Annotated in this window: 12 protein-coding genes; 6 read left to right on the forward strand and 6 right to left on the reverse strand. The window is 60.0% G+C overall.

Annotated elements, in window-relative coordinates; translation table 11 throughout:
• Positions 1-42 precede the first annotated feature (42 nt).
• Together IB245_RS08130 and IB245_RS08135 are read left to right on the forward strand one after the other, a co-directional pair.
• Positions 43-2,772 (forward strand): RHS repeat domain-containing protein, encoded by a 2,730-nt coding sequence (locus tag IB245_RS08130; protein WP_192227259.1) that lies wholly within the window; start codon positions 43-45, stop codon positions 2,770-2,772.
• A 26-nt stretch (positions 2,773-2,798) separates the two neighbouring features.
• Positions 2,799-3,047, forward strand: a complete 249-nt coding sequence (locus tag IB245_RS08135) for a hypothetical protein (protein WP_192227299.1) — start codon at positions 2,799-2,801, stop codon at positions 3,045-3,047.
• Here IB245_RS08135 and glgB read toward each other — a convergent pair whose 3' ends face one another.
• The 3 genes from glgB to IB245_RS08150 all read right to left on the reverse strand — a co-directional run bounded on the left by glgB (position 3,048) and on the right by IB245_RS08150 (position 10,786).
• A complete protein-coding gene (gene glgB, locus IB245_RS08140; protein WP_192227260.1) occupies positions 3,048-5,279 on the reverse strand; it encodes a 1,4-alpha-glucan branching protein GlgB in 2,232 nt (743 codons plus the stop codon). It lies immediately after the preceding gene.
• A 2-nt stretch (positions 5,280-5,281) separates the two neighbouring features.
• The gene (gene treS / locus IB245_RS08145) at positions 5,282-8,623 is read right to left on the reverse strand and encodes a maltose alpha-D-glucosyltransferase (RefSeq protein ID WP_192227261.1); all 3,342 of its coding nucleotides are present in this window, start codon (positions 8,621-8,623) and stop codon (positions 5,282-5,284) included.
• Between the two features lie 168 nt (positions 8,624-8,791).
• Positions 8,792-10,786, reverse strand: a complete 1,995-nt coding sequence (locus IB245_RS08150; RefSeq protein ID WP_192227262.1) for an alpha-1,4-glucan--maltose-1-phosphate maltosyltransferase — start codon at positions 10,784-10,786, stop codon at positions 8,792-8,794.
• A 217-nt stretch (positions 10,787-11,003) separates the two neighbouring features.
• Between IB245_RS08150 and IB245_RS08155 the strand changes: the two genes are divergently transcribed.
• Positions 11,004-11,171 (forward strand): hypothetical protein, encoded by a 168-nt coding sequence (locus IB245_RS08155; protein WP_192227263.1) that lies wholly within the window; start codon positions 11,004-11,006, stop codon positions 11,169-11,171.
• A gap of 110 nt (positions 11,172-11,281) precedes the next feature.
• Here the strand turns inward: IB245_RS08155 and IB245_RS08160 are convergent, their stop codons facing one another.
• The gene (locus IB245_RS08160; RefSeq protein ID WP_008041053.1) at positions 11,282-11,776 is read right to left on the reverse strand and encodes an MgtC/SapB family protein; all 495 of its coding nucleotides are present in this window, start codon (positions 11,774-11,776) and stop codon (positions 11,282-11,284) included.
• A 121-nt stretch (positions 11,777-11,897) separates the two neighbouring features.
• On the opposite strand from IB245_RS08160, the gene IB245_RS08165 reads away from it, so the two are divergent.
• From IB245_RS08165 to mapR, 3 genes are all read left to right on the forward strand, one after another.
• Positions 11,898-12,131 (forward strand): DUF3203 family protein, encoded by a 234-nt coding sequence (locus IB245_RS08165; protein WP_008035603.1) that lies wholly within the window; start codon positions 11,898-11,900, stop codon positions 12,129-12,131.
• Positions 12,132-12,326: 195 nt separating this feature from the next.
• Positions 12,327-13,739, forward strand: coding sequence for a cytochrome c oxidase accessory protein CcoG (gene ccoG / locus IB245_RS08170; protein ID WP_192227264.1), 1,413 nt, complete (start codon positions 12,327-12,329; stop codon positions 13,737-13,739).
• Between the two features lie 130 nt (positions 13,740-13,869).
• A complete protein-coding gene (mapR, locus tag IB245_RS08175; protein WP_192227265.1) occupies positions 13,870-15,279 on the forward strand; it encodes a GntR family transcriptional regulator MpaR in 1,410 nt (469 codons plus the stop codon).
• Between the two features lie 123 nt (positions 15,280-15,402).
• Here the strand turns inward: mapR and IB245_RS08180 are convergent, their stop codons facing one another.
• A complete protein-coding gene (locus IB245_RS08180; RefSeq protein WP_008035597.1) occupies positions 15,403-16,149 on the reverse strand; it encodes an SDR family oxidoreductase in 747 nt (248 codons plus the stop codon).
• Between the two features lie 114 nt (positions 16,150-16,263).
• Positions 16,264-18,372, reverse strand: coding sequence for a putative bifunctional diguanylate cyclase/phosphodiesterase (locus IB245_RS08185; protein WP_192227266.1), 2,109 nt, complete (start codon positions 18,370-18,372; stop codon positions 16,264-16,266).
• Between the last annotated feature and the right edge of the window lie 122 nt (positions 18,373-18,494).

Here is an 18,494-nt window from a genome sequence, read left to right on the forward strand (position 1 = left end):
CCAACCGGAGCTTCGTCATACGCGCATACCGGCACACCGACCATGGTGGTGTCGGATGCGCGTGGGCTGTTGCTCAGAACGGTGCAGTTTCATCGGCGAGAGGCGGTCGATCCTGTTGACACACGGGTGACCCAACAAGGTTTCGATGCGGTGGGTCGATTGACGGCCGGTCGTGATCCGTATCTGTTCGATCTGGCTCACACCGATGCATCGGCTCCTTTTAACCTGAGCCAAGTGGCGAGCCTGTCAGGTGGCGCATTGATGACCGACAGCGTGGATGCCGGATGGCGCGTTTTTTTGCAGGGTGCCGCCGGGCAACCTTTGGAACACTGGGACGGCCGCGGCAGCCATTCGCTGACTGAATACGATGAACTGCTGCGCCCGGTGGCCGTGCATGAATATGGTCGGGAAGTGGCCGAACACACGCTGGAGCGCTTTACCTATGCCGATGCCAGCGCGGAGTCTGCGGCACGCAACCTGTGTGGCCAACCGATCCGTCAAGATGACCCGGCCGGCACCGTGCATGTTCGTCACCTGAATATCACCGGCAATGTGCTGAGTCACACGCGGAAGTTTTTGACCGGCACCGATGCGCCCGATTGGCCGGCCGACGTTGCCGGGCGGGATGCATTGCTCGAACCGGGAGACGGCGCGACCACGGCTTACACCTTTGCCCCCGGCGGCGAACCGCTCAGCCAGATTGACGCCTTCGGCAATGTTCAAGCCTTTGCTTACACCCTCGCCGGCCAACTGAAAGATACCCGCCTGACCCTGGCGGGCGACGGACAGGTCGAGAAGTTGCTGGTCCACGATATTCGCTACAGCGTCACTGGCCAGATCGAAGCGGAAACCGCCGGCAACGGCGTCATCACTCGCCACCGTTACGACGAAGCCAACGACCGACTGACCGAACTGAGCGCCCACAAAGCCGATGGCACACCGCTGCAAGACCTGAAATATCACTACGACGCCGCGGGCAATGTGCTGAGCATCGAGGATGCCGCGCAACCAATCCGCTACTTCGCCAACCAGCGCATCGCGCCGCTCAAGACCTACCGCTACGACACGCTTGATCAGTTGATCGAAGCCACGGGCTGTGAGGCCAAAACCGGATCCGGCGGCCCCGCCCTGCCCGACTTTCAAGCCCTGCCGCCCGACCCGAGCCAGATCGCCAACTACACACAAACTTTTTATTACGACGCAGGCGGCAACCTGCTGGACCTGGTACACGTCGGAGCGCAAGCCCATGGCCGCACCTTGACCCGAGCACGTTACAGTAACCGCTGCCTGCCCGAACGCGATAACCGGCCACCGACCGAGGAAGAACTGGCCAACGGCTTCGATGCCAACGGCAATCTGCGAGAGCTTCTAGTCGGCCAGTCACTGACCTGGGACTTGCGTAACCAGTTGCGGGAAGTGCGGCCGGTCGTGCGCGAGGACAAAGAAGACGACTGCGAATGCTACCTCTACGACGGTGGCGGCCAACGGGTGCGTAAAGTGCATTCCAGCCGGACCAGCGCGCGCACTGTACTTCGTGAAGTACATTACCTGCCCGGCGTGGAAATTCGCCGCCACAGCGGCACCGGTGAAATCCTCCATGTCATCACCGCCAACGCTGGCAGCAACAGCGTGCAGGTGCTGCACTGGGTGTCGGAACCACCCGATCAAATGACTCAGGATCAGGTGCGTTACAGCCTCAACGACCAACTGAAATCCAGCGCATTGGAACTGGACCAGCATGCCAACCTGATCAGCCAGGAATGGTATTACTCGTATGGCGGCACGGCGTGTTGGGCAGGTCGAAACGCGACCGAGGCCAAGTACAAAACCGTGCGTTATTCCGGCAAGGAACGGGATGCGACAGGGCTCTATTACTATGGATTGCGCTATTACGCGCCGTGGTTGCAACGGTGGATCAACCCGGACCCGGCGTGGGCAATTGATGGTCTCAATTTCTATCGAATGCTCAGCAACAACCCGATTGCTTACATTGATGTATTAGGAAATAAGGGGGAAAAATTTAACGACAACGATCTAGCCGCGTTCAAAAATGAACTTTTCAAGGAGTCAGAGTTTGTATTGGATTCTATTAAGAACAATGAGCAGATTCAAAAAATTCTTGAGAAAATAAAGAAAACAGACTCAATAGTAAAATCCAAACACTATACAAAATTCAAGACTCGAATCCTGAAACTGCTCGCAGAAATAAAGACCGAAAAAGACAGGATTGGCCCTGATGCTTTTAAAATGGCAGATAAGCTTTTTAGGTCTTCATTAACCTTTAAGCCTACTACCGATGGAGATTACAAACCCTGGGAGGCACCTGTATACAACTTCTGGGAAAACAATAGATCGAGCGCCTCCCACTCTTCGAGAGCTAGCAGGCCGAGTAGCGCTCAAGGCACGCATCCAGGTCCGCAGCGATCTGACACTTCAAGCAGGAATACAATAAATCACACTATCGGATATCCAGGCTTTCAAAGATCGACAGTTCCAAATGCATATACTGAAAACCCTGTAGCGACGCTTCGAGGGAACGACTCAACCTTTCGAACTCATCAAAACCTGTTGAGAATTGAGGGTGATCATCCAATTCAAACTGGCGCCCATGATCCTTATCCCCCAACTGGCATGGAGAGTACAAGGCAACAAAATCGTTTCACTACTCACGAGGCTGATGAGCGCAACCCGCATACCACCTCAGACGATATCAATGGAATTCGAACACGAAGAAGGTCACCTGATAGGACGGCCGCGGCGGCCATTCGCTGACGCAGCACGATGAACTGCTGCGCCCGGTGGCCGTGCGCGAATGCGGTCTGGAAGTGGCCGAACCCGCGCTGGAGCGCTTTACCTATGCCGATGCCAGCATGGAGTCTGCGGCGCGCAACCTGTGTGGCCAACCGATCCGCTACTTAGCCAAACAGCGTATCGAGCCGGTCAAGACCTACTGCTACGACACGCTTTATCAGTTGATCGAAGCCACAGGTTGTGAGGCCAAAACCACCTCCGGCGGCCTCACCCTGCCCACTATCAACGTTCCCTGATCACCCCTCCGGCCGCAACATCAACACCGCCAACGGCGGCAAATTCAGCACCAGCGAAAGCGCCTGCCCATGGCTCGCCTCTTCCTCGGTAGACGCCCCGCCGCTGTTCCCGTAATTCGACCCGGCATACGTCGCCGCATCGCTGTTGATCACCTCTGTCCAGCGTCCCGCAAACGGCACGCCAATGCGATAGGCCTGGCGCGGTACCGGCGTAAAGTTGGCCACAACCAGCACCGGCCGCCCATCCTTGCTCCAGCGCAGGAACGCGTAAACGCTGTTGATCGCGTCATCGCCGATCAACCACTGGAACCCTTGCGGCACGTCGTCCTGCTCATGCAGCGCCGGTTCTTCGCGGTACAGCCGATTCAGGTCACCGACCAAAGTCTTCACACCTTGGTGTTCCGGGTACTGCAGCAAGTACCAATCCAGCTGCTGATCATGATCCCACTCGCGCCACTGGCCAAACTCGCAGCCCATGAACAACAGCTTCTTGCCCGGATGCGCCCACATGAAGCTCAGGTACGCACGCAGGTTGGCGAATTTCTGCCAGCGGTCGCCGGGCATTTTGTCGATCAGCGAGTGTTTGCCGTGGACCACTTCGTCGTGGGAGATCGGCAGGATGAAGCGCTCGGACCAGGCGTATACCAGGCCGAAACTCAGTTCGTTGTGATGATGTGCGCGGTACACCGGATCCTGCTGGATGTAATGCAGCGAATCGTGCATCCAGCCCATGTTCCATTTGTAATCGAAACCCAGGCCGCCCTGTTGCGTGCTCTGGCTCACGCCTGGCCACGCGGTGGATTCTTCCGCGATCACCAGTGCGCCAGGGGCTTCGAGGTTGACCACGTCGTTGAGGTGGCGCAGGAAGTCGATCGCTTCAAGGTTCTCCCGCCCGCCGTGACGGTTCGGCACCCATTCGCCGGCCTTGCGCGAGTAATCGCGATACAGCATCGATGCCACCGCGTCGACGCGCAGGCCATCGACATGGAAATGCTTGAGCCAGTGCAGCCCCGACGCCAGCATGTAGCCGTGCACTTCGGTGCGGCCGAGGTTGTAGATCAGCGTGTCCCAATCCTGGTGGAAACCTTCCAGCGGGTTGCCGTATTCGTACAGCGCGGTGCCGTCGAATTGCGCCAGGCCGTGGACATCGGTCGGAAAATGCGCCGGCACCCAATCGAGGATGACGCCGATGTCGGCCAGGTGACAGGCGTTGACGAACGCGGCGAAGTCATCCGGTGAACCGTAGCGCGCACTCGGGGCGAATTGCGAGAGCAGTTGATAGCCCCACGAACCGCCGAACGGGTGTTCCATGATCGGCATCAGCTCGATGTGGGTGAAGCCCAGATCCTTGACGTACGGGATCAACCGTTCACCCAGTTCGTGCCAGGTGTACTGGCGCGCGACTTCGCCCAGATCGTCCAGTTCGCACTGCCAGGAGCCGGCGTGCAATTCGTAGATCGACAACGGCGCGCTCGGGCGTGAACGCTCGACGCGTGCCTGCATCCACGCGTGATCCTGCCATTCGATGCTCAGGGGTGAGGCGACTTTCGATGCGGTGTCCGGGGGCAGCGCGGTGGCCAGGGCCATCGGATCGGCCTTGAGCGGCAGAATGCCGTGGGCACCGAGGATCTCGTACTTGTAAGCCTCGCCTGCCTGCATGCGCGGGATGAACACTTCCCAGACACCGGTCGGGTGACGCGAGCGCATCGGGTGCCGGCGGCCATCCCAGTTATTGAAATCGCCGACCACTGACACCCGTCTGGCGTTGGGTGCCCACACGGCGAAACGCACGCCGTCGACGCCGTCGACGTTTTTCAGCTGCGCACCGAGGCAACTGCTCAAGTCGCGGTGATTGCCCTCGGCGAACAGGTACAAGTCCATTTCACCGAGCAACGGACCGAAGCTGTAAGGGTCCTCGGACACCTGTTCGCCGCCGGCCCAACGGGTGCGCAGCACATACGGCTGCGCATGCTCGAAATGCCCGACAAACAACCCCGGCGTCTGGGTGGCTTCAAGGCTGCCGAGTTCTTCGCCGGAGTCCTTGGCCAGCACCTGCACGCTCAGCGCATCAGGCAGATAAGCCCGTATGAATTGCCCGCCAGCACCATCGCCATGGGGGCCGAGGATTGCAAAGGGGTCGTGATGTTCTGCGCGTACCAGCGCATCGATGTCCCGGGATCTGGGCAGTAACGCCTCTCTAGCGTGACCCTGTTCCTTGTTCGAGAAACTCATGACTACTCTCCACCAAGATCGGAAAAGGGTTTAAGCCCACTCAATAATCCATATAAACCGTGCAACGGCACGGGCAACCAGGTGGGCCGATTCTCTGCCTCATAGGCCACCTCATACGCCGCTTTCTCCAGACCGAACAACGCCAGCGCGGCGTCCTCGCCTTCCGGATCTTGCCACGCATGAGCAAGACTAGCTGCCGCCAGCCGATAAGCGTCGACAAATGCCTGTCGCGCTTCACTTAAATAGCGATCGGCAACGCGCTGACGGGCCGCCTGCACATCGGTGGTGTGATCGGCGTTGTGCACGTTGATCGTCATCGCCGCAGCGTAGTCGAAGGAACGCAACACGCCGCTGACATCCTTGTAGGGGCTGTGTTTGCCGCGACGTTCGGCCAGTGGCCGTGCCGGTTCGCCTTCGAAATCGATCAGGTACGCATCACCCTTGATCACCAGCACCTGCCCGAGGTGCAAGTCGCCGTGGACGCGAATCCGCAGACCACCGACCGCTTTTTTACCCAGCTCCTGGACGTGGCCGAGGATGGCTTTTTTGTTGTCCAGTAAACGGCTGACCAGGGTTTTGTCCGTCGGGTTCAGTTCGCTTTGATGCTGCTTGAGCAACTTCAGCGCGTGCTCCAGTTGCGCCGCGACATCCTTGGCCGAGGCCAGGGCGTCTTTTTGCGTGGTGACGTGCGGGGCGAAGTCCGGGTCGTCGGTAGACGCCGCCAGCACCAGGTGCATTTCACCCAGGCGCTGACCAAGCATTGCGGCGAAGTCTTTCAACTCGCCGAGAGCGTTGTAATGCTGCTCCTGCTCGGACATGGCGTCGGCCAGTTCATCGCGCAGCGCCCGTTCGAGGTTGTTCTGCGTCCATTCCCACGCATCGCCCTGATTGCTCAAATAGCCTTGGGCGATCATCAGCAGATTGTCTTCGCCCTTGGCGTCGCGGCGAACCACCGAACCCAGCAGCGGCGAGATATTGGCAAAGCCTGCGTTGGTCAGGTACGCGCTCATTTCCAGTTCCGGGTGCACGCCCGAGGCGATCTTGCGGATCAGCTTCAGCACCATGGTTTTGCCCACCACCACCGAACTGTTGGACTGTTCGGCGGACAGGTAACGCACTTCCGATTCCGCCGTCAGGCCCAGGCCGGCCAGTGCGGCAGTCGGCTCGAAACGGATTTCGCCGCCATCGGAAGGCAACACCGTGTTGCCCTGCATGGCTGACAGCACGGCGCGGATGAAGTGTTCGAGGCTGAAGGCATCGGTGATCAAACCCACCTGCGGTCCGCGTCGCACGCGCGACAACGCCAGTTGCTGCGGCAATGCCGGCCCGACCTGATCGTCCGCAATGAAGCCGAACGGCAACTGGTAACGACTGGTCTGGCCGCCACTGGTGACTTCGATTTCACTCAACAGCACCGGATGCTGCGCATCACCGAAACGCACGCCGTAGGCCAGGTTGACCTTGTCGATGGCTGCGTCCTTGCCGGCGAACCAACGCCGGTTCTGCAACCAGCTTGGCAAGATGCTCTGCTCCAGCGTGCCACGGGACGGCGCTTCGAGCAGTTCTTCCATGCGTTTCTTCAGCACCAGCGTGGTGAAGTCCGGCAGGCTTTGCGCCGGTTCGACGTGCCAGCTCGGCATCTGGTTTTCAGCTGCCAGCACGAACCAATAGAAACCGTACGGTGCCAGGGTCAGGAGGAAATTCAATTGCCCAATCGGCGGGAACGCATTCCCGCCGAGCATCTCCACCGGCACCATGCCGACGTAGGCCGACAGGTCGAGCTCTGCCGCTTGCGCGCTGCGGGACACGTTGGCTACGCACAGGATGATTTCGTGCTTGCCGTCGGCCCCGGTGAATTCACGGGTGTAGGCCAGAATCCGGCGGTTGCTCGGCGACAGCATTTTCAGGGTGCCACGACCGAAGGCTTTGGACTGCTTGCGCACCGCGAGCATGCGGCGGGTCCAGTTCAGCAGCGAATGCGGGTCGCCGGCCTGGGTTTCGACGTTGACCGACAGGTAGCCGTATTGCGGGTCCATGATCGGCGGCAGCACCAGGCTCGCCGGGTCGGCGCGAGAAAACCCGCCGTTACGGTCGATCGACCATTGCATCGGCGTGCGCACGCCATCGCGGTCGCCGAGGTAGATGTTGTCGCCCATGCCGATTTCATCGCCGTAATACAGCGTCGGTGTGCCGGGCATCGACAGCAACAGGCTATTGAGCAATTCCACGCGACGACGATCACGCTCCATCAGCGGCGCGAGGCGACGGCGAATCCCCAGGTTGATCCGCGCACGACGGTCGGCGGCGTAGTAATTCCACAGGTAATCGCGCTCCTTGTCGGTGACCATTTCCAGGGTCAGCTCATCGTGGTTGCGCAGGAAAATCGCCCACTGACAGTTGGCGGGGATTTCCGGGGTCTGACGCAGAATGTCGGTGATCGGGAAACGGTCTTCCTGGGCCAGCGCCATGTACATCCGCGGCATCAGGGGGAAGTGAAAGGCCATGTGGCACTCGTCGCCGTTCAGGCCTTTTTTATCGGTTTCACCGAAGTAGAGCTGGGTGTCTTCCGGCCATTGGTTGGCCTCGGCCAGCAGCATGCGATCGGGATAATTGGCGTCGATTTCGGCACGGATCTGCTTGAGGACATCGTGGGTCTCGGGCAGGTTTTCGTTGTTGGTGCCGTCGCGCTCGATGAGGTACGGAATCGCATCCAGACGCAAACCGTCGATGCCCATGTCCAGCCAATAGCGCATCACCGAGAGCACAGCTTTCATGACCTGCGGGTTATCGAAGTTCAGGTCCGGCTGGTGGGAATAGAAGCGGTGCCAGAAGTACTGACCGGCGACCGGGTCCCAGGTCCAGTTGGATTTCTCGGTGTCGAGAAAAATGATGCGGGTGCCGTCGTATTTTTGATCGTCATCGGACCAGACGTAAAAGTCCCGCGCGGCCGAGCCGGGCTTGGCTTTGCGCGCACGCTGGAACCACGCGTGCTGGTCCGAAGTGTGATTGATGACCAGTTCGGTAATCACCCGCAAACCGCGTTTGTGCGCTTCAGAGATAAAGCGTTTTGCGTCGGCCATGGTGCCGTAATCGGGGTGCACGCCGCGGTATTCGGCAATGTCGTAACCGTCATCGCGTCGTGGCGACGGGTAAAACGGCAACAGCCAGATGGTGTTGACGCCGAGGTCGGCAATGTAATCGAGTTTGGCGATAAGGCCGGGAAAGTCGCCGATTCCGTCGTTGTTGGAGTCGAAAAAAGACTTAACGTGAACCTGGTAGATCACCGCATCCTTGTACCAGAGCGGGTCCTTGATAAACGTGGCTGCCTTGGGTTTCTTCGCCATTTGAAACTCCTGTTGAGTTCGAGAAGGTCGCTGGGCCGTACACAGTCCTCCGACGCAATGATTTCCCTTGTAGGAGCCGGCTTGCTGACGATGGCGGCGGGCCAGTCAACGAAACTGTTGAATGCTATTGCGCTATCGCCAGCAAGCCGGCTCCTACAGGTCCTGCGTTTAGACGGTGATGCGCCAGATCCCGAACGGCTGATGCGCCGGGTCGATCCGCATGAACTGGTACTTGCCGTGCCAGGTCCAGCGATGCCCGTTCATCAAATCCTCACCCTGGGTGCTGGCGTCGTCGGACAAACCCATTTCCCACAGCGGCAATTCGAAATTCGCTTCCTGAACGTTGTGCGGATCGAGGCTGACGGCCACCAGAATGAAATTGCTGCCATCGGCGCTGCGCTTGCCGAAATACAGAATGTTGTCATTCCAGGCGTTGTAGACCCTTAGCCCCAAATGCGTGTGCAGCGCCGGGTTTTGCCGACGAATGCGATTGAGCTGCGCGATCTCGGCGATGATGTTGCCGGGCGCATTGAAGTCCCTTGGGCGGATCTCGTACTTCTCGGAATCGAGGTATTCCTCCTTCCCCGGCACAGGCGCGGCTTCGCAGAGTTCGAACCCGGAATACATGCCCCACAACCCGGAGCCCATGGTGGCCAGCGCCGCACGGATGAGAAAACCGGCGCGCCCCGACTCATGCAGAAACGCCGGGTTGATGTCTGGTGTATTGACGAAGAAATTCGGCCGATAGCATTCGCGCCACGGCGATTCGTTGAGCTCGGTGAAGTACGTCGACAGTTCATGCTTGGTGTTGCGCCAGGTGAAGTAGGTGTAGCTCTGCGAATAACCGACCTTACCCAGGCGCGCCATCATCGCCGGCGTGGTGAAGGCTTCGGCGAGAAAAATCACCTCCGGGTACAGCGCCCGCACATCGGCAATCAGCCACTGCCAGAACGGCAACGGTTTGGTGTGCGGGTTGTCGACGCGAAAGAGCTTCACGCCCTCCTCGACCCAGCCGACCACGATGTCGCGCAATTCGACCCACAGGCTGGGGATCGCTTCGACGGCATAGAAGTCGACGTTGACGATGTCCTGGTATTTCTTCGGCGGGTTCTCGGCGTATTTGATCGTGCCGTCCGGGCGCCAGTTGAACCAGCCCGGGTGCTGTTTGAGCCACGGATGGTCCTGGGAACACTGGATGGCAAAGTCGAGCGCGATTTCCAGGCCATGGTCAGCTGCGGCAGCCACCAGCCGACGGAAGTCTTCGCGGGTGCCCAGCTCCTTATGAATCGCCTCATGCCCGCCCTCTTCACTGCCAATGGCATAGGGGCTGCCCGGATCGTCGGGGCCAGCGGTGAGCGAATTGTTCGGGCCCTTGCGGTAGCTGCGCCCGATCGGGTGGATCGGCGGAAAGTACAGCACGTCGAAACCCATGTCGTGGATCATCGGTAGCCGCGAATGCACGTCGTTGAAGGTGCCGTGACGGGCCGGGTCATCGGTGATCGAACGCGGGAACAACTCATACCAACTGGCAAACTGCGCGAGCTCGCGTTCGACATCCAGCGGATACTCGGCGCTCAGGCTCAAATAAGCGTGGTGATCGGCCTCGGCCATCAGGTCAGCGCTACGCTGGTGCAAAAACAGTGCGACCTGCTCGGTTTCGAGCAACCCGGACAAGTCATGGTGCAGCGCGGCCAGCGCTTCGCTGAGTGGTCCTTCAGTGCGTTCGGCCGCCTGCTGGACCTGATTGCGCCCCTCCTGCAACTCAAGACTGACCGGCACGCGGGCCGTGTACTTTTTTTCCAGCTCATAACAGAAGCTGGCGAACTGATCGACCCAGGCTTCGATGCAGAACACATAACGGCCCTGGCGGTCGACGCGGAACTGGCCTTGATAACCGTTGTTGCCCAACTCGCCCATGACGTCGCTCTGCCAGACTTCATCGTCGGCGGCGCGCCAGCGGACCCGGACGGCCAGTTTGTCATGACCGTCGGCGAAGACTTTGCTGGTAACGACCACGTCTTGCCCCACCACCGCTTTAACGGCGAATTGCCCGCCATCGAGGGTCGGCATAGTGTTTTCGATGGCGATGCGCGGTAGCAGTAATGCCTGCGACAGCGGCATATGAGGGTTGTAGTTGAGCTCTGTGGGTTTTTCAGCAGTCATCGAGCATCTCTCCTTCACGCCCCATGGACGCTCTTGTACCTGGTCGTCATTCGCGCAAGGCCAGCGGCCCCGGAATGAACTCACTTAAGTTCCGAGCGACGGGCGCCGGTAAAAGTTCACGGGGATTTGCCTGGGTATCCGGTGGAATCAATTCCTGCACGAAGTGGTCAACACACTTAAGCACGACTTGCGCCATGTGCCACTGGAGGCTTCAACGATGAGTATTCCAATCCCGGCAGAAACGCCAGATCCGAACATCGACCAACCGACCATTCCGCCGACTGAGCCGCAGCCTGTACCCGAGCAGGACCCGCCGGGCACTACCCCGCCACCGCGTGAAGATCCGCCAGAAACCATCCCGCCGGTGATCGTCAGTCCCGAATGATGCCGCGCCCCCTGTAGGAGCCAGCTAGCTGGCGATAGCGGTTTACAACGCACCATTTGCATTGATTGACACACCGCCATCGCCAGCAAGCCGGCTCCTACAGGGCCGTGTCAGTCTTTGTTTTCGAGTAGCTTCACGATCCTCGGCATCACGCTGAAAATCGCCAACGCCAGCAACGTACTGAACACCGCCGTCGCCTCACGCCCCAACCCGGCGGAAACACCAATCGCCGCGGTCATCCACAACCCGGCGGCGGTGGTCAGGCCTTTCACATGGCCTTCATCACCGTCCTGGTTTTTCAGGATGGTCCCGGCACCGAGAAAGCCGATCCCGGCGATCACGCCCTGCACCACGCGGCTCATGGCATCCGCCTGAGAACCGGACATTTGCGGCACCAGCACAAACAATGCCGCGCCAAGCGCGACCAACATGTGCGTTCGCACTCCGGCCGCCTTGCCCTTGTGTTCACGCTCGAACCCTAGAATCCCGCCCAAAATCGCCGCTATCAGCAATCTGACGGTAATTCGTGTCAGTTGTGAGGCGTCACCGATGTCGGCGAACTCCGCTTGCAGCGTCACCCAAACCTCATGCCACCAGGCGTTCATGGTGCAATCCTTGTAGATGCTCGATAGAGGATGGACCGCGCCGACCATTAATCGGTTGCACAGAACGATGGCGGCCGCGGGTGCCCTAACAGTCATGAACCCGCAGAAAAAGGACCTCTCCATGACTGTGCGCATCGAAAACCAGACCTGCTTCTTCATCACGCAGAACGGCGAAGAAATCCGTCTGTGCCCCGACGTCACCATCATCACCGACGGCGCCAAGGCCATGTCGGCGGTAGACATCGACGGCCAGCGCATTTACATCACCGAAGCAGAAGCCGATGCATTGACCGTAGCAGGTGCAGTGGACGGTCGACGGCATCTGAAGGCAACCAACAGTGATTCGGTGATTTGACTGACCCGGATCAACATCACGCGCGAGCGCCTGATATAGGCGCCCGCGCCCCGTTTTGACGGGTGCATCAACTTGTCGCAGGGCAAGGCTCAACGCTCATCTGATCCGCTTTTTATTGCGATACCTGAGTCTGTTATGCAAACAGATCGCCGCTCATAGTGCTCATGCCTGATGGAGGCTGATGAGCGAAAGACCATGAGCGAAAGAATCCCCGTCCGAACCGTAGAAACATTTGAACCTTCGCGTCCAAAGATGAAGGCCAAGTCCAGCGACAACCTGATCCACACCCGCAGCTTCACCGGCCTGTTCCGAACCCTGCGCTTGAGCGGTGCGGGATTTCTGTTTCTGCTGTTTTTCGGCACCGTTTGGTTGAACTGGGGTGGCCGTCAGGCCGTGCTCTGGGACCTTTCCGAAAGCAAATTCCACATCTTCGGTGCGACCTTCTGGCCGCAGGATTTCATCCTGTTGTCGGCACTGTTGATCATTGCCGCGTTCGGTCTGTTTGCGATCACCGTATTTGCCGGCCGGGTCTGGTGCGGCTACACCTGCCCGCAGAGCTCCTGGACCTGGATCTTCATGTGGTGCGAGAAGATCACCGAAGGCGAGCGTAACCAGCGAATCAAGCTGCAAGCCGCGCCCTGGGGCGTGAATAAACTGATGCGTCGCTCGGCCAAGCACACGCTGTGGCTGGCGATCAGTTTGATGACGGGCCTGACGTTTGTCGGTTACTTCACGCCGATCCGGCCGCTGGCCGAAGAGTTGCTGACCTTGCAGATGGGCGGTGTCAGCCTGTTTTGGGTGCTGTTTTTCACCGGCGCGACCTACATCAACGCCGGTTGGCTGCGTGAAGCGGTGTGCATGCACATGTGTCCGTATGCACGGTTCCAGAGCGTGATGTTCGACAAGGACACGCTGACCATTTCCTACGATGTCGCCCGTGGCGAAAACCGTGGCCCACGCAAACGTGAGGTGAAACCTGCCGACGTCGGCCTTGGCGATTGCATCGATTGCCAACTGTGCGTTCAGGTCTGCCCGACCGGCATCGACATCCGCGATGGCTTGCAGATGGAGTGCATCGGGTGCGCCGCGTGTATCGACGCCTGCGATTCAATCATGGACAAAATGGGCTATGCCCGTGGCCTGATCAGCTACACCTCGGAGCACGAGTTGCAAGGTGGCAAGACGCATCTGCTGCGGCCAAGGCTGATCGGCTACACCGCGGTGTTGCTGGTGATGATCGGCGCCCTCGCCCTCGCGCTGGTGGAACGGCCGATGGTGTCGCTGGACGTCAGCAAGGACCGTGGTCTGTTCCGCGAGAACAGTCAGGGGCAGATCGAAAACATCTACAGCCTTAAGGTCATCAACAAGACCCAGCAACGTCAGGACTACCGCTTGACCCTGGTCGATGGCGACGGCTTCCAGTTGCAAGGCAAGACCGAACTGAGCCTGGCACCGGGTGAAATTGTCGACGTGCCGGTGTCCGTGGCGATGACCACCGAACGGCCGAGCAGCAGCTCGCAGAGCATCAGTTTCAAGATCATCGACAGCGATGAACCTGAGATTTATAGCGTGGCCAAAAGCCGGTTTGTTGCGCCGATGAACCGTTGATCCCTTAGACTGCGGTGCTGCCATTCGCGGGCAAGCCTCGCTCCTACAGTCTCCACCGTACTGTAGGAGCGGTGCTTGCCCGCGAAGAAGTCACCTCGATTTCACTGAACCACAATGAACCGGGCACTCGATGAAACGCTACGAAAAATTCGCCGACGACATCGCTGAACTGATCCGCTCCGGCGTCCTCGGCCCCGGCCAGCGCGTGCCCTCGGTGCGCTACGCCAGCCAGACCTACGGCGTCAGCCCGTCCACGGTGTTCCAGGCCTATTACCTGTTGGAGCGCCGTGGCCTGATCCGCGCCCGCCCGCGTTCCGGCTACTTCGTCAACACCCATGCGCCGAGCCCGTTTTCAGAGCCGGTAATCAGCAGCCAGGTCAACGAGTCCACCGAAGTCGACGTCAGCGAACTGGTGTTCTCGGTCCTCGACTCGATCAAAGACCCCAACACCGTGCCCTTCGGCTCGGCGTTCCCCAGCCCGACCCTGTTTCCCCTGCAACGCCTGTCCCGCTCCCTGGCCAGCGCCGCCCGGGACATGGACCCGCGCATGGTCGTCACCGACATGTCGCCGGGCAACCCGCAACTGCGCCGACAAATCGCCCTGCGCTATATGGTCGGCGGCCTGATGCTGCCCATGGAAGAACTGCTGATCACCAACGGCGCCCTTGAGGCGCTGAACCTGTGCCTGCAAGCCGTCACTGAACCCGGCGACCTGGTGGCCATCGAAGCCCCGGCGTTCTACGCCTGCCTGCAAATCCTCGAACGGCTGAAACTCAAAGCCGTGGAAATCCCCGTGCACCCACGCGACGGCATCGACCTCCGCGTGCTCGCGCAAACCCTGGAGCGCCACCCAATCAAGGCCTGCTGGTGCATGACCAGCTTCCAGAACCCCATGGGCGCCACCATGCCCGAGGCCAAGAAACAGGAACTGGTGGAGTTGTTGCGCAGCCATCAGGTGCCGCTGATCGAAGATGACGTTTACGCAGAACTCTATTACGGGCAACAGGCGCCAAAACCGGCGAAAGCGTTCGATACCGAAGGGTTGGTGATGCACTGCGGCTCGTTCGCCAAGAGCCTCGCCCCTGGTTATCGCATTGGCTGGGTGGCTGCCGGGCGCTATGCGCAGAAGATTGAGCGGTTGAAGTTGATGACTTCGCTGTGCGCTTCGATGCCGGCGCAAGCGGCCATTGCCGACTACCTGCAACATGGCGGCTACGACCGGCATCTGCGCAAACTGCGCTATGCGTTGGAAGAGCAGCAAAGTGCAATGCTGGCGGCGATTGCGCGCTATTTCCCGGCGCAGACTCGCGTCAGCCAACCGGCCGGCGGGTATTTTTTGTGGCTGGAATTGCCGCCGCAGATGGACTCGTTGAAGTTGTTTCAGATGGCATTGGCGCAAGGGATCAGCATTGCGCCGGGGCCGATATTCTCACCGGCGCAGCGGTTCAGGAATTGCATTCGGCTGAATTATGGCAGCCCTTGGGATGAGGCTTCGGAGAAGGCGATGGAGACGTTGGGGCGGATTGTTCGGTCCTTCTGAAGGCTCGAAAGTGTATGGACTATCGCCTTCGCGAGCAGGCTCGCTCCTACAGTTGACCGCGTTCCACTGTGGGAGCGAGCCTGCTCGCGATGAGACCAGAACAGGCACCACAACACTTGAGGGCTAGCGTCCGCCACCAAGATCAACAAACGTCCCCGTCGCATACGACGCCTTATCCGACAACAACCACACAATCGCTTCCGCCACTTCATCCGGCCGGCCACCGCGCGCCATCGGTATCGCCGATTCCAGTTTGCTGACCCGGTCCGGATCGCCGCTCAGCGCGTGGAAATCGGTGTAGATGTAGCCAGGTCGCACGGCGTTGACGCGGATACCCTCGCCGGCCACTTCCTTGGACAGGCCGACGGTGAAGGTGTCGAGCGCGCCTTTGGAGGACGCGTAGTCGACGTATTCGTTGGGGGCGCCCAAGCGTGCGGCCACCGAGGAAACGTTGACGATGCTGCCTCCCTGGCCGCCATGTTTGGGCGACATGCGCAGGATCGCGTGTTTGGCGCAGAGGATTGGCGCCAGGACGTTGGTTTTGAGAATTTTGAGGATGCGGAATTCGGACATTTCGTCGACCCGGGACTTGTGCCCCACGGTGCCGGCGTTGTTGACCAGTGCGGTGACCCGGCCCAGTTCGGTGTCGACCCGGTGAAACAAGGCGATCACTTCGTCTTCGATGCTGACGTCGGCACGGACCGCGATCGCTTGGGCACCGAGGGCGCGGACTTGCTCGAGCACACGGTGCGCAGCTTCTTCGTCGGATTGATAGTTGATGCAGATCCGATAGCCCTGTTCGGCGGCCAACAAGGCTGTGGCGGCGCCGATGCCGCGGCTGCCGCCGGTGATGACGATGACTTTGTCCATGCGAGCTTTCCCCGTTCAAGCGTAAGCAGTCGGGGGCAAGAATAACCGTCATCGACGTTTTTTGCATGGGGTGTTGTGGTGTGCGGGCGGACGCCATCGCCGGCAAGCCGGCTCCTACAGGGGGAGTGACTCGGCGGTAAGCGGTAACGCGGCTGCACGCTCCGCTCGAAGGATGTCGACCATGAAGCGCTCCGCCGGCAGCGGGTGCCCCAGCAGGTAACCCTGCAACGAATCACAGCCCAGCTGGGTGAGGAAATCCTGCTGCACGTCGGTTTCCACCCCTTCGGCGACAATCCGCAAACCCAGTGCCTGGCCCAACGCGACGATGGCGGAAACGATGGCGGCGTCGTCGCTGTCGCGTTCCAGGTCGCGGACAAAACCGCGGTCGATCTTCAATTCATTGGCCGGCAAACGCTTGAGGTACATCAAACTCGAATAGCCGGTGCCAAAGTCATCGATGGACAGGTCGACGCCCATCTCCGAGAGCTCGTTAAGCACCGTCATGCTCGCATCGGCGTCACTCATGGCGGTGGTTTCAGTGATTTCCAGGGTCAGGCTGTTGGCGGGCAAATGGTGCGTGGCCAGGGCTTTGGCGACACTTTGAACCAGGCCTGCATGGCAGAACTGCAGGGCCGAGAGGTTCACCGCGATGCGCCAGTCGGTGTAGCCGAGCACGTACCACTCGCGCATCTGGCGGCAGGCTTCGTTAAGCACCCAGTCGCCAATCGGAATGATCAGCCCGGTCTTCTCCGCCAGTTCGATGAATTTGTCCGGCAGCAGCATGCCCTGAGTCGGGTGCACCCAACGCAACAGCGCTTCGGCGCCGACCGGCCGGCCATTGCTGGCGTCGAACTTGGGCTGGTAATAGAGGCTGAACTGTTGCTGGTCCACGGCATTACGCAGGTCTTGCAGCAATTGCAGTTGTTTGCGCGCGTTGCTGTTCATCGAGGCGTCGAAGAAGCTGTAGCCGTTTTTACCCGCGCCCTTGGCGTGATACATCGCCGCATCGGCATTCATCAGCAGCTCTTCGGCCGTCTGGCCGTTGCCCGGATAGAGGGCGATGCCGACACTGGCTGAAATCTGCAAATCATGTTCGGCGACGCGGAACGAGCGCGCGATCATTCCGACCTGACGGGCCGCCAGGTTCAGGGCGTCATGTTCGTCGCGCAGTTGCACCAGCAAGACAAATTCGTCACCGCCGATCCGCGCCAGGGTGTCCTGGCTGCGCAGATCCTCGCGCAGGCGCAAGCCGACTTCCCGCAGCAGCAGGTCGCCCATGTGATGGCCGAACGCATCATTGACCGGTTTGAAACCGTCCAGATCGATGAACATCAATGCAAAACAACCGCCCTGCTCCTGCACCTTCGACATGGCCTGGCCGATGCGGTCGGCCAGCAATACCCGATTCGGCAAACCGGTCAGGGTGTCGTGCAGCGCCAGTTGGGTGAGTTCACGATTGGCTTCGGTCAGCGAGCGGGCCAGGTCGGCGGTGCGCGCCTCCAGACGCGCATCCAGAATCGAGGTGAGCAAGGCGATGCTCAACACCGCCAGCGTGGTGATCAAGACCAGGCTGTCCAGGCCCTTGCCGCTTAAACCGTTGACCGCCGCGCCACAGAAACTGCCGTCGGGAAACCGCGCCGCGGCCATGGCCGTGTAGTGCATGCCGACGATGGCGATGCCCATGATCACCGCCGCGCCGCCGCGAATCAGCCGGACATAAGGTGTGTGCTTGCGCAGGCGGAAGGCGATCCATAACGCCGCGCCCGAGGCGCCAACGGCTATCAGCAGCGATGCGCTGAACAGCGTCGGGTCGTAATCGATGCCCGGCTGCATGCTCATGGCGGCCATGCCGGTGTAATGCATGGCGCTGATGCCGGCACCCATCACCAGTGCGCCGAACGCCAGTTGCCAGGCCGGTAATTGTGGCTGGCTGACCAGCCACAGGGCGAAGCCGCTGGACAGGAACGCGGTCAGCAGCGACAGCGACGTCAGCGTGACATCGTAGCCAAGGTCAATCGGCAATTTGAACGCGAGCATGCCGATGAAATGCATCGACCACACACCAATGCCCATCGCAAAAGCCCCGCCCGCCGTCCACAAATGCACGGCCCGACCTTTGGCGGTGGCAATGCGCCCGGTCATGTCGAGTGCGGTATAGGAGGCGAGAATCGCTACGAAGAGCGAAATGATAACCAGCGTGGGTGAATAGCTACCGATGAGCATTGGATTTCTCGCGACTACCCCGCCGTACTGCTTCCGTTCTCGGGGGGCAAATCGGGCGATTGTACTGATTGCACAAAAGAACGCACTGAGAAAATTAGCAAAGGGCCATCAAGCCGATGAAA

The sequence above is a fragment of the Pseudomonas sp. PDM02 genome, from assembly GCF_014852285.1.
In the GTDB taxonomy this organism is placed as follows: domain Bacteria; phylum Pseudomonadota; class Gammaproteobacteria; order Pseudomonadales; family Pseudomonadaceae; genus Aquipseudomonas; species Aquipseudomonas migulae.

Bases quoted from the DNA above. Each gene is read 5' to 3' on its own strand.
- IB245_RS08155 (WP_192227263.1), top strand. From the start codon at position 11,004: ATGAGTATTCCAATCCCGGCAGAAACGCCAGATCCGAACATCGACCAA.
- ccoG (WP_192227264.1), top strand. From the start codon at position 12,327: ATGAGCGAAAGAATCCCCGTCCGAACCGTAGAAACATTTGAACCTTCG.
- IB245_RS08130 (WP_192227259.1), top strand. From the start codon at position 43: ATGGTGGTGTCGGATGCGCGTGGGCTGTTGCTCAGAACGGTGCAGTTT.
- IB245_RS08150 (WP_192227262.1), bottom strand. From the start codon at position 10,786: ATGACTGCTGAAAAACCCACAGAGCTCAACTACAACCCTCATATGCCG.
- IB245_RS08180 (WP_008035597.1), bottom strand. From the start codon at position 16,149: ATGGACAAAGTCATCGTCATCACCGGCGGCAGCCGCGGCATCGGCGCC.
- glgB (WP_192227260.1), bottom strand. From the start codon at position 5,279: ATGAGTTTCTCGAACAAGGAACAGGGTCACGCTAGAGAGGCGTTACTG.
- treS (WP_192227261.1), bottom strand. From the start codon at position 8,623: ATGGCGAAGAAACCCAAGGCAGCCACGTTTATCAAGGACCCGCTCTGG.
- IB245_RS08160 (WP_008041053.1), bottom strand. From the start codon at position 11,776: ATGAACGCCTGGTGGCATGAGGTTTGGGTGACGCTGCAAGCGGAGTTC.
- mapR (WP_192227265.1), top strand. From the start codon at position 13,870: ATGAAACGCTACGAAAAATTCGCCGACGACATCGCTGAACTGATCCGC.
- IB245_RS08185 (WP_192227266.1), bottom strand. From the start codon at position 18,372: ATGCTCATCGGTAGCTATTCACCCACGCTGGTTATCATTTCGCTCTTC.
- IB245_RS08165 (WP_008035603.1), top strand. From the start codon at position 11,898: ATGACTGTGCGCATCGAAAACCAGACCTGCTTCTTCATCACGCAGAAC.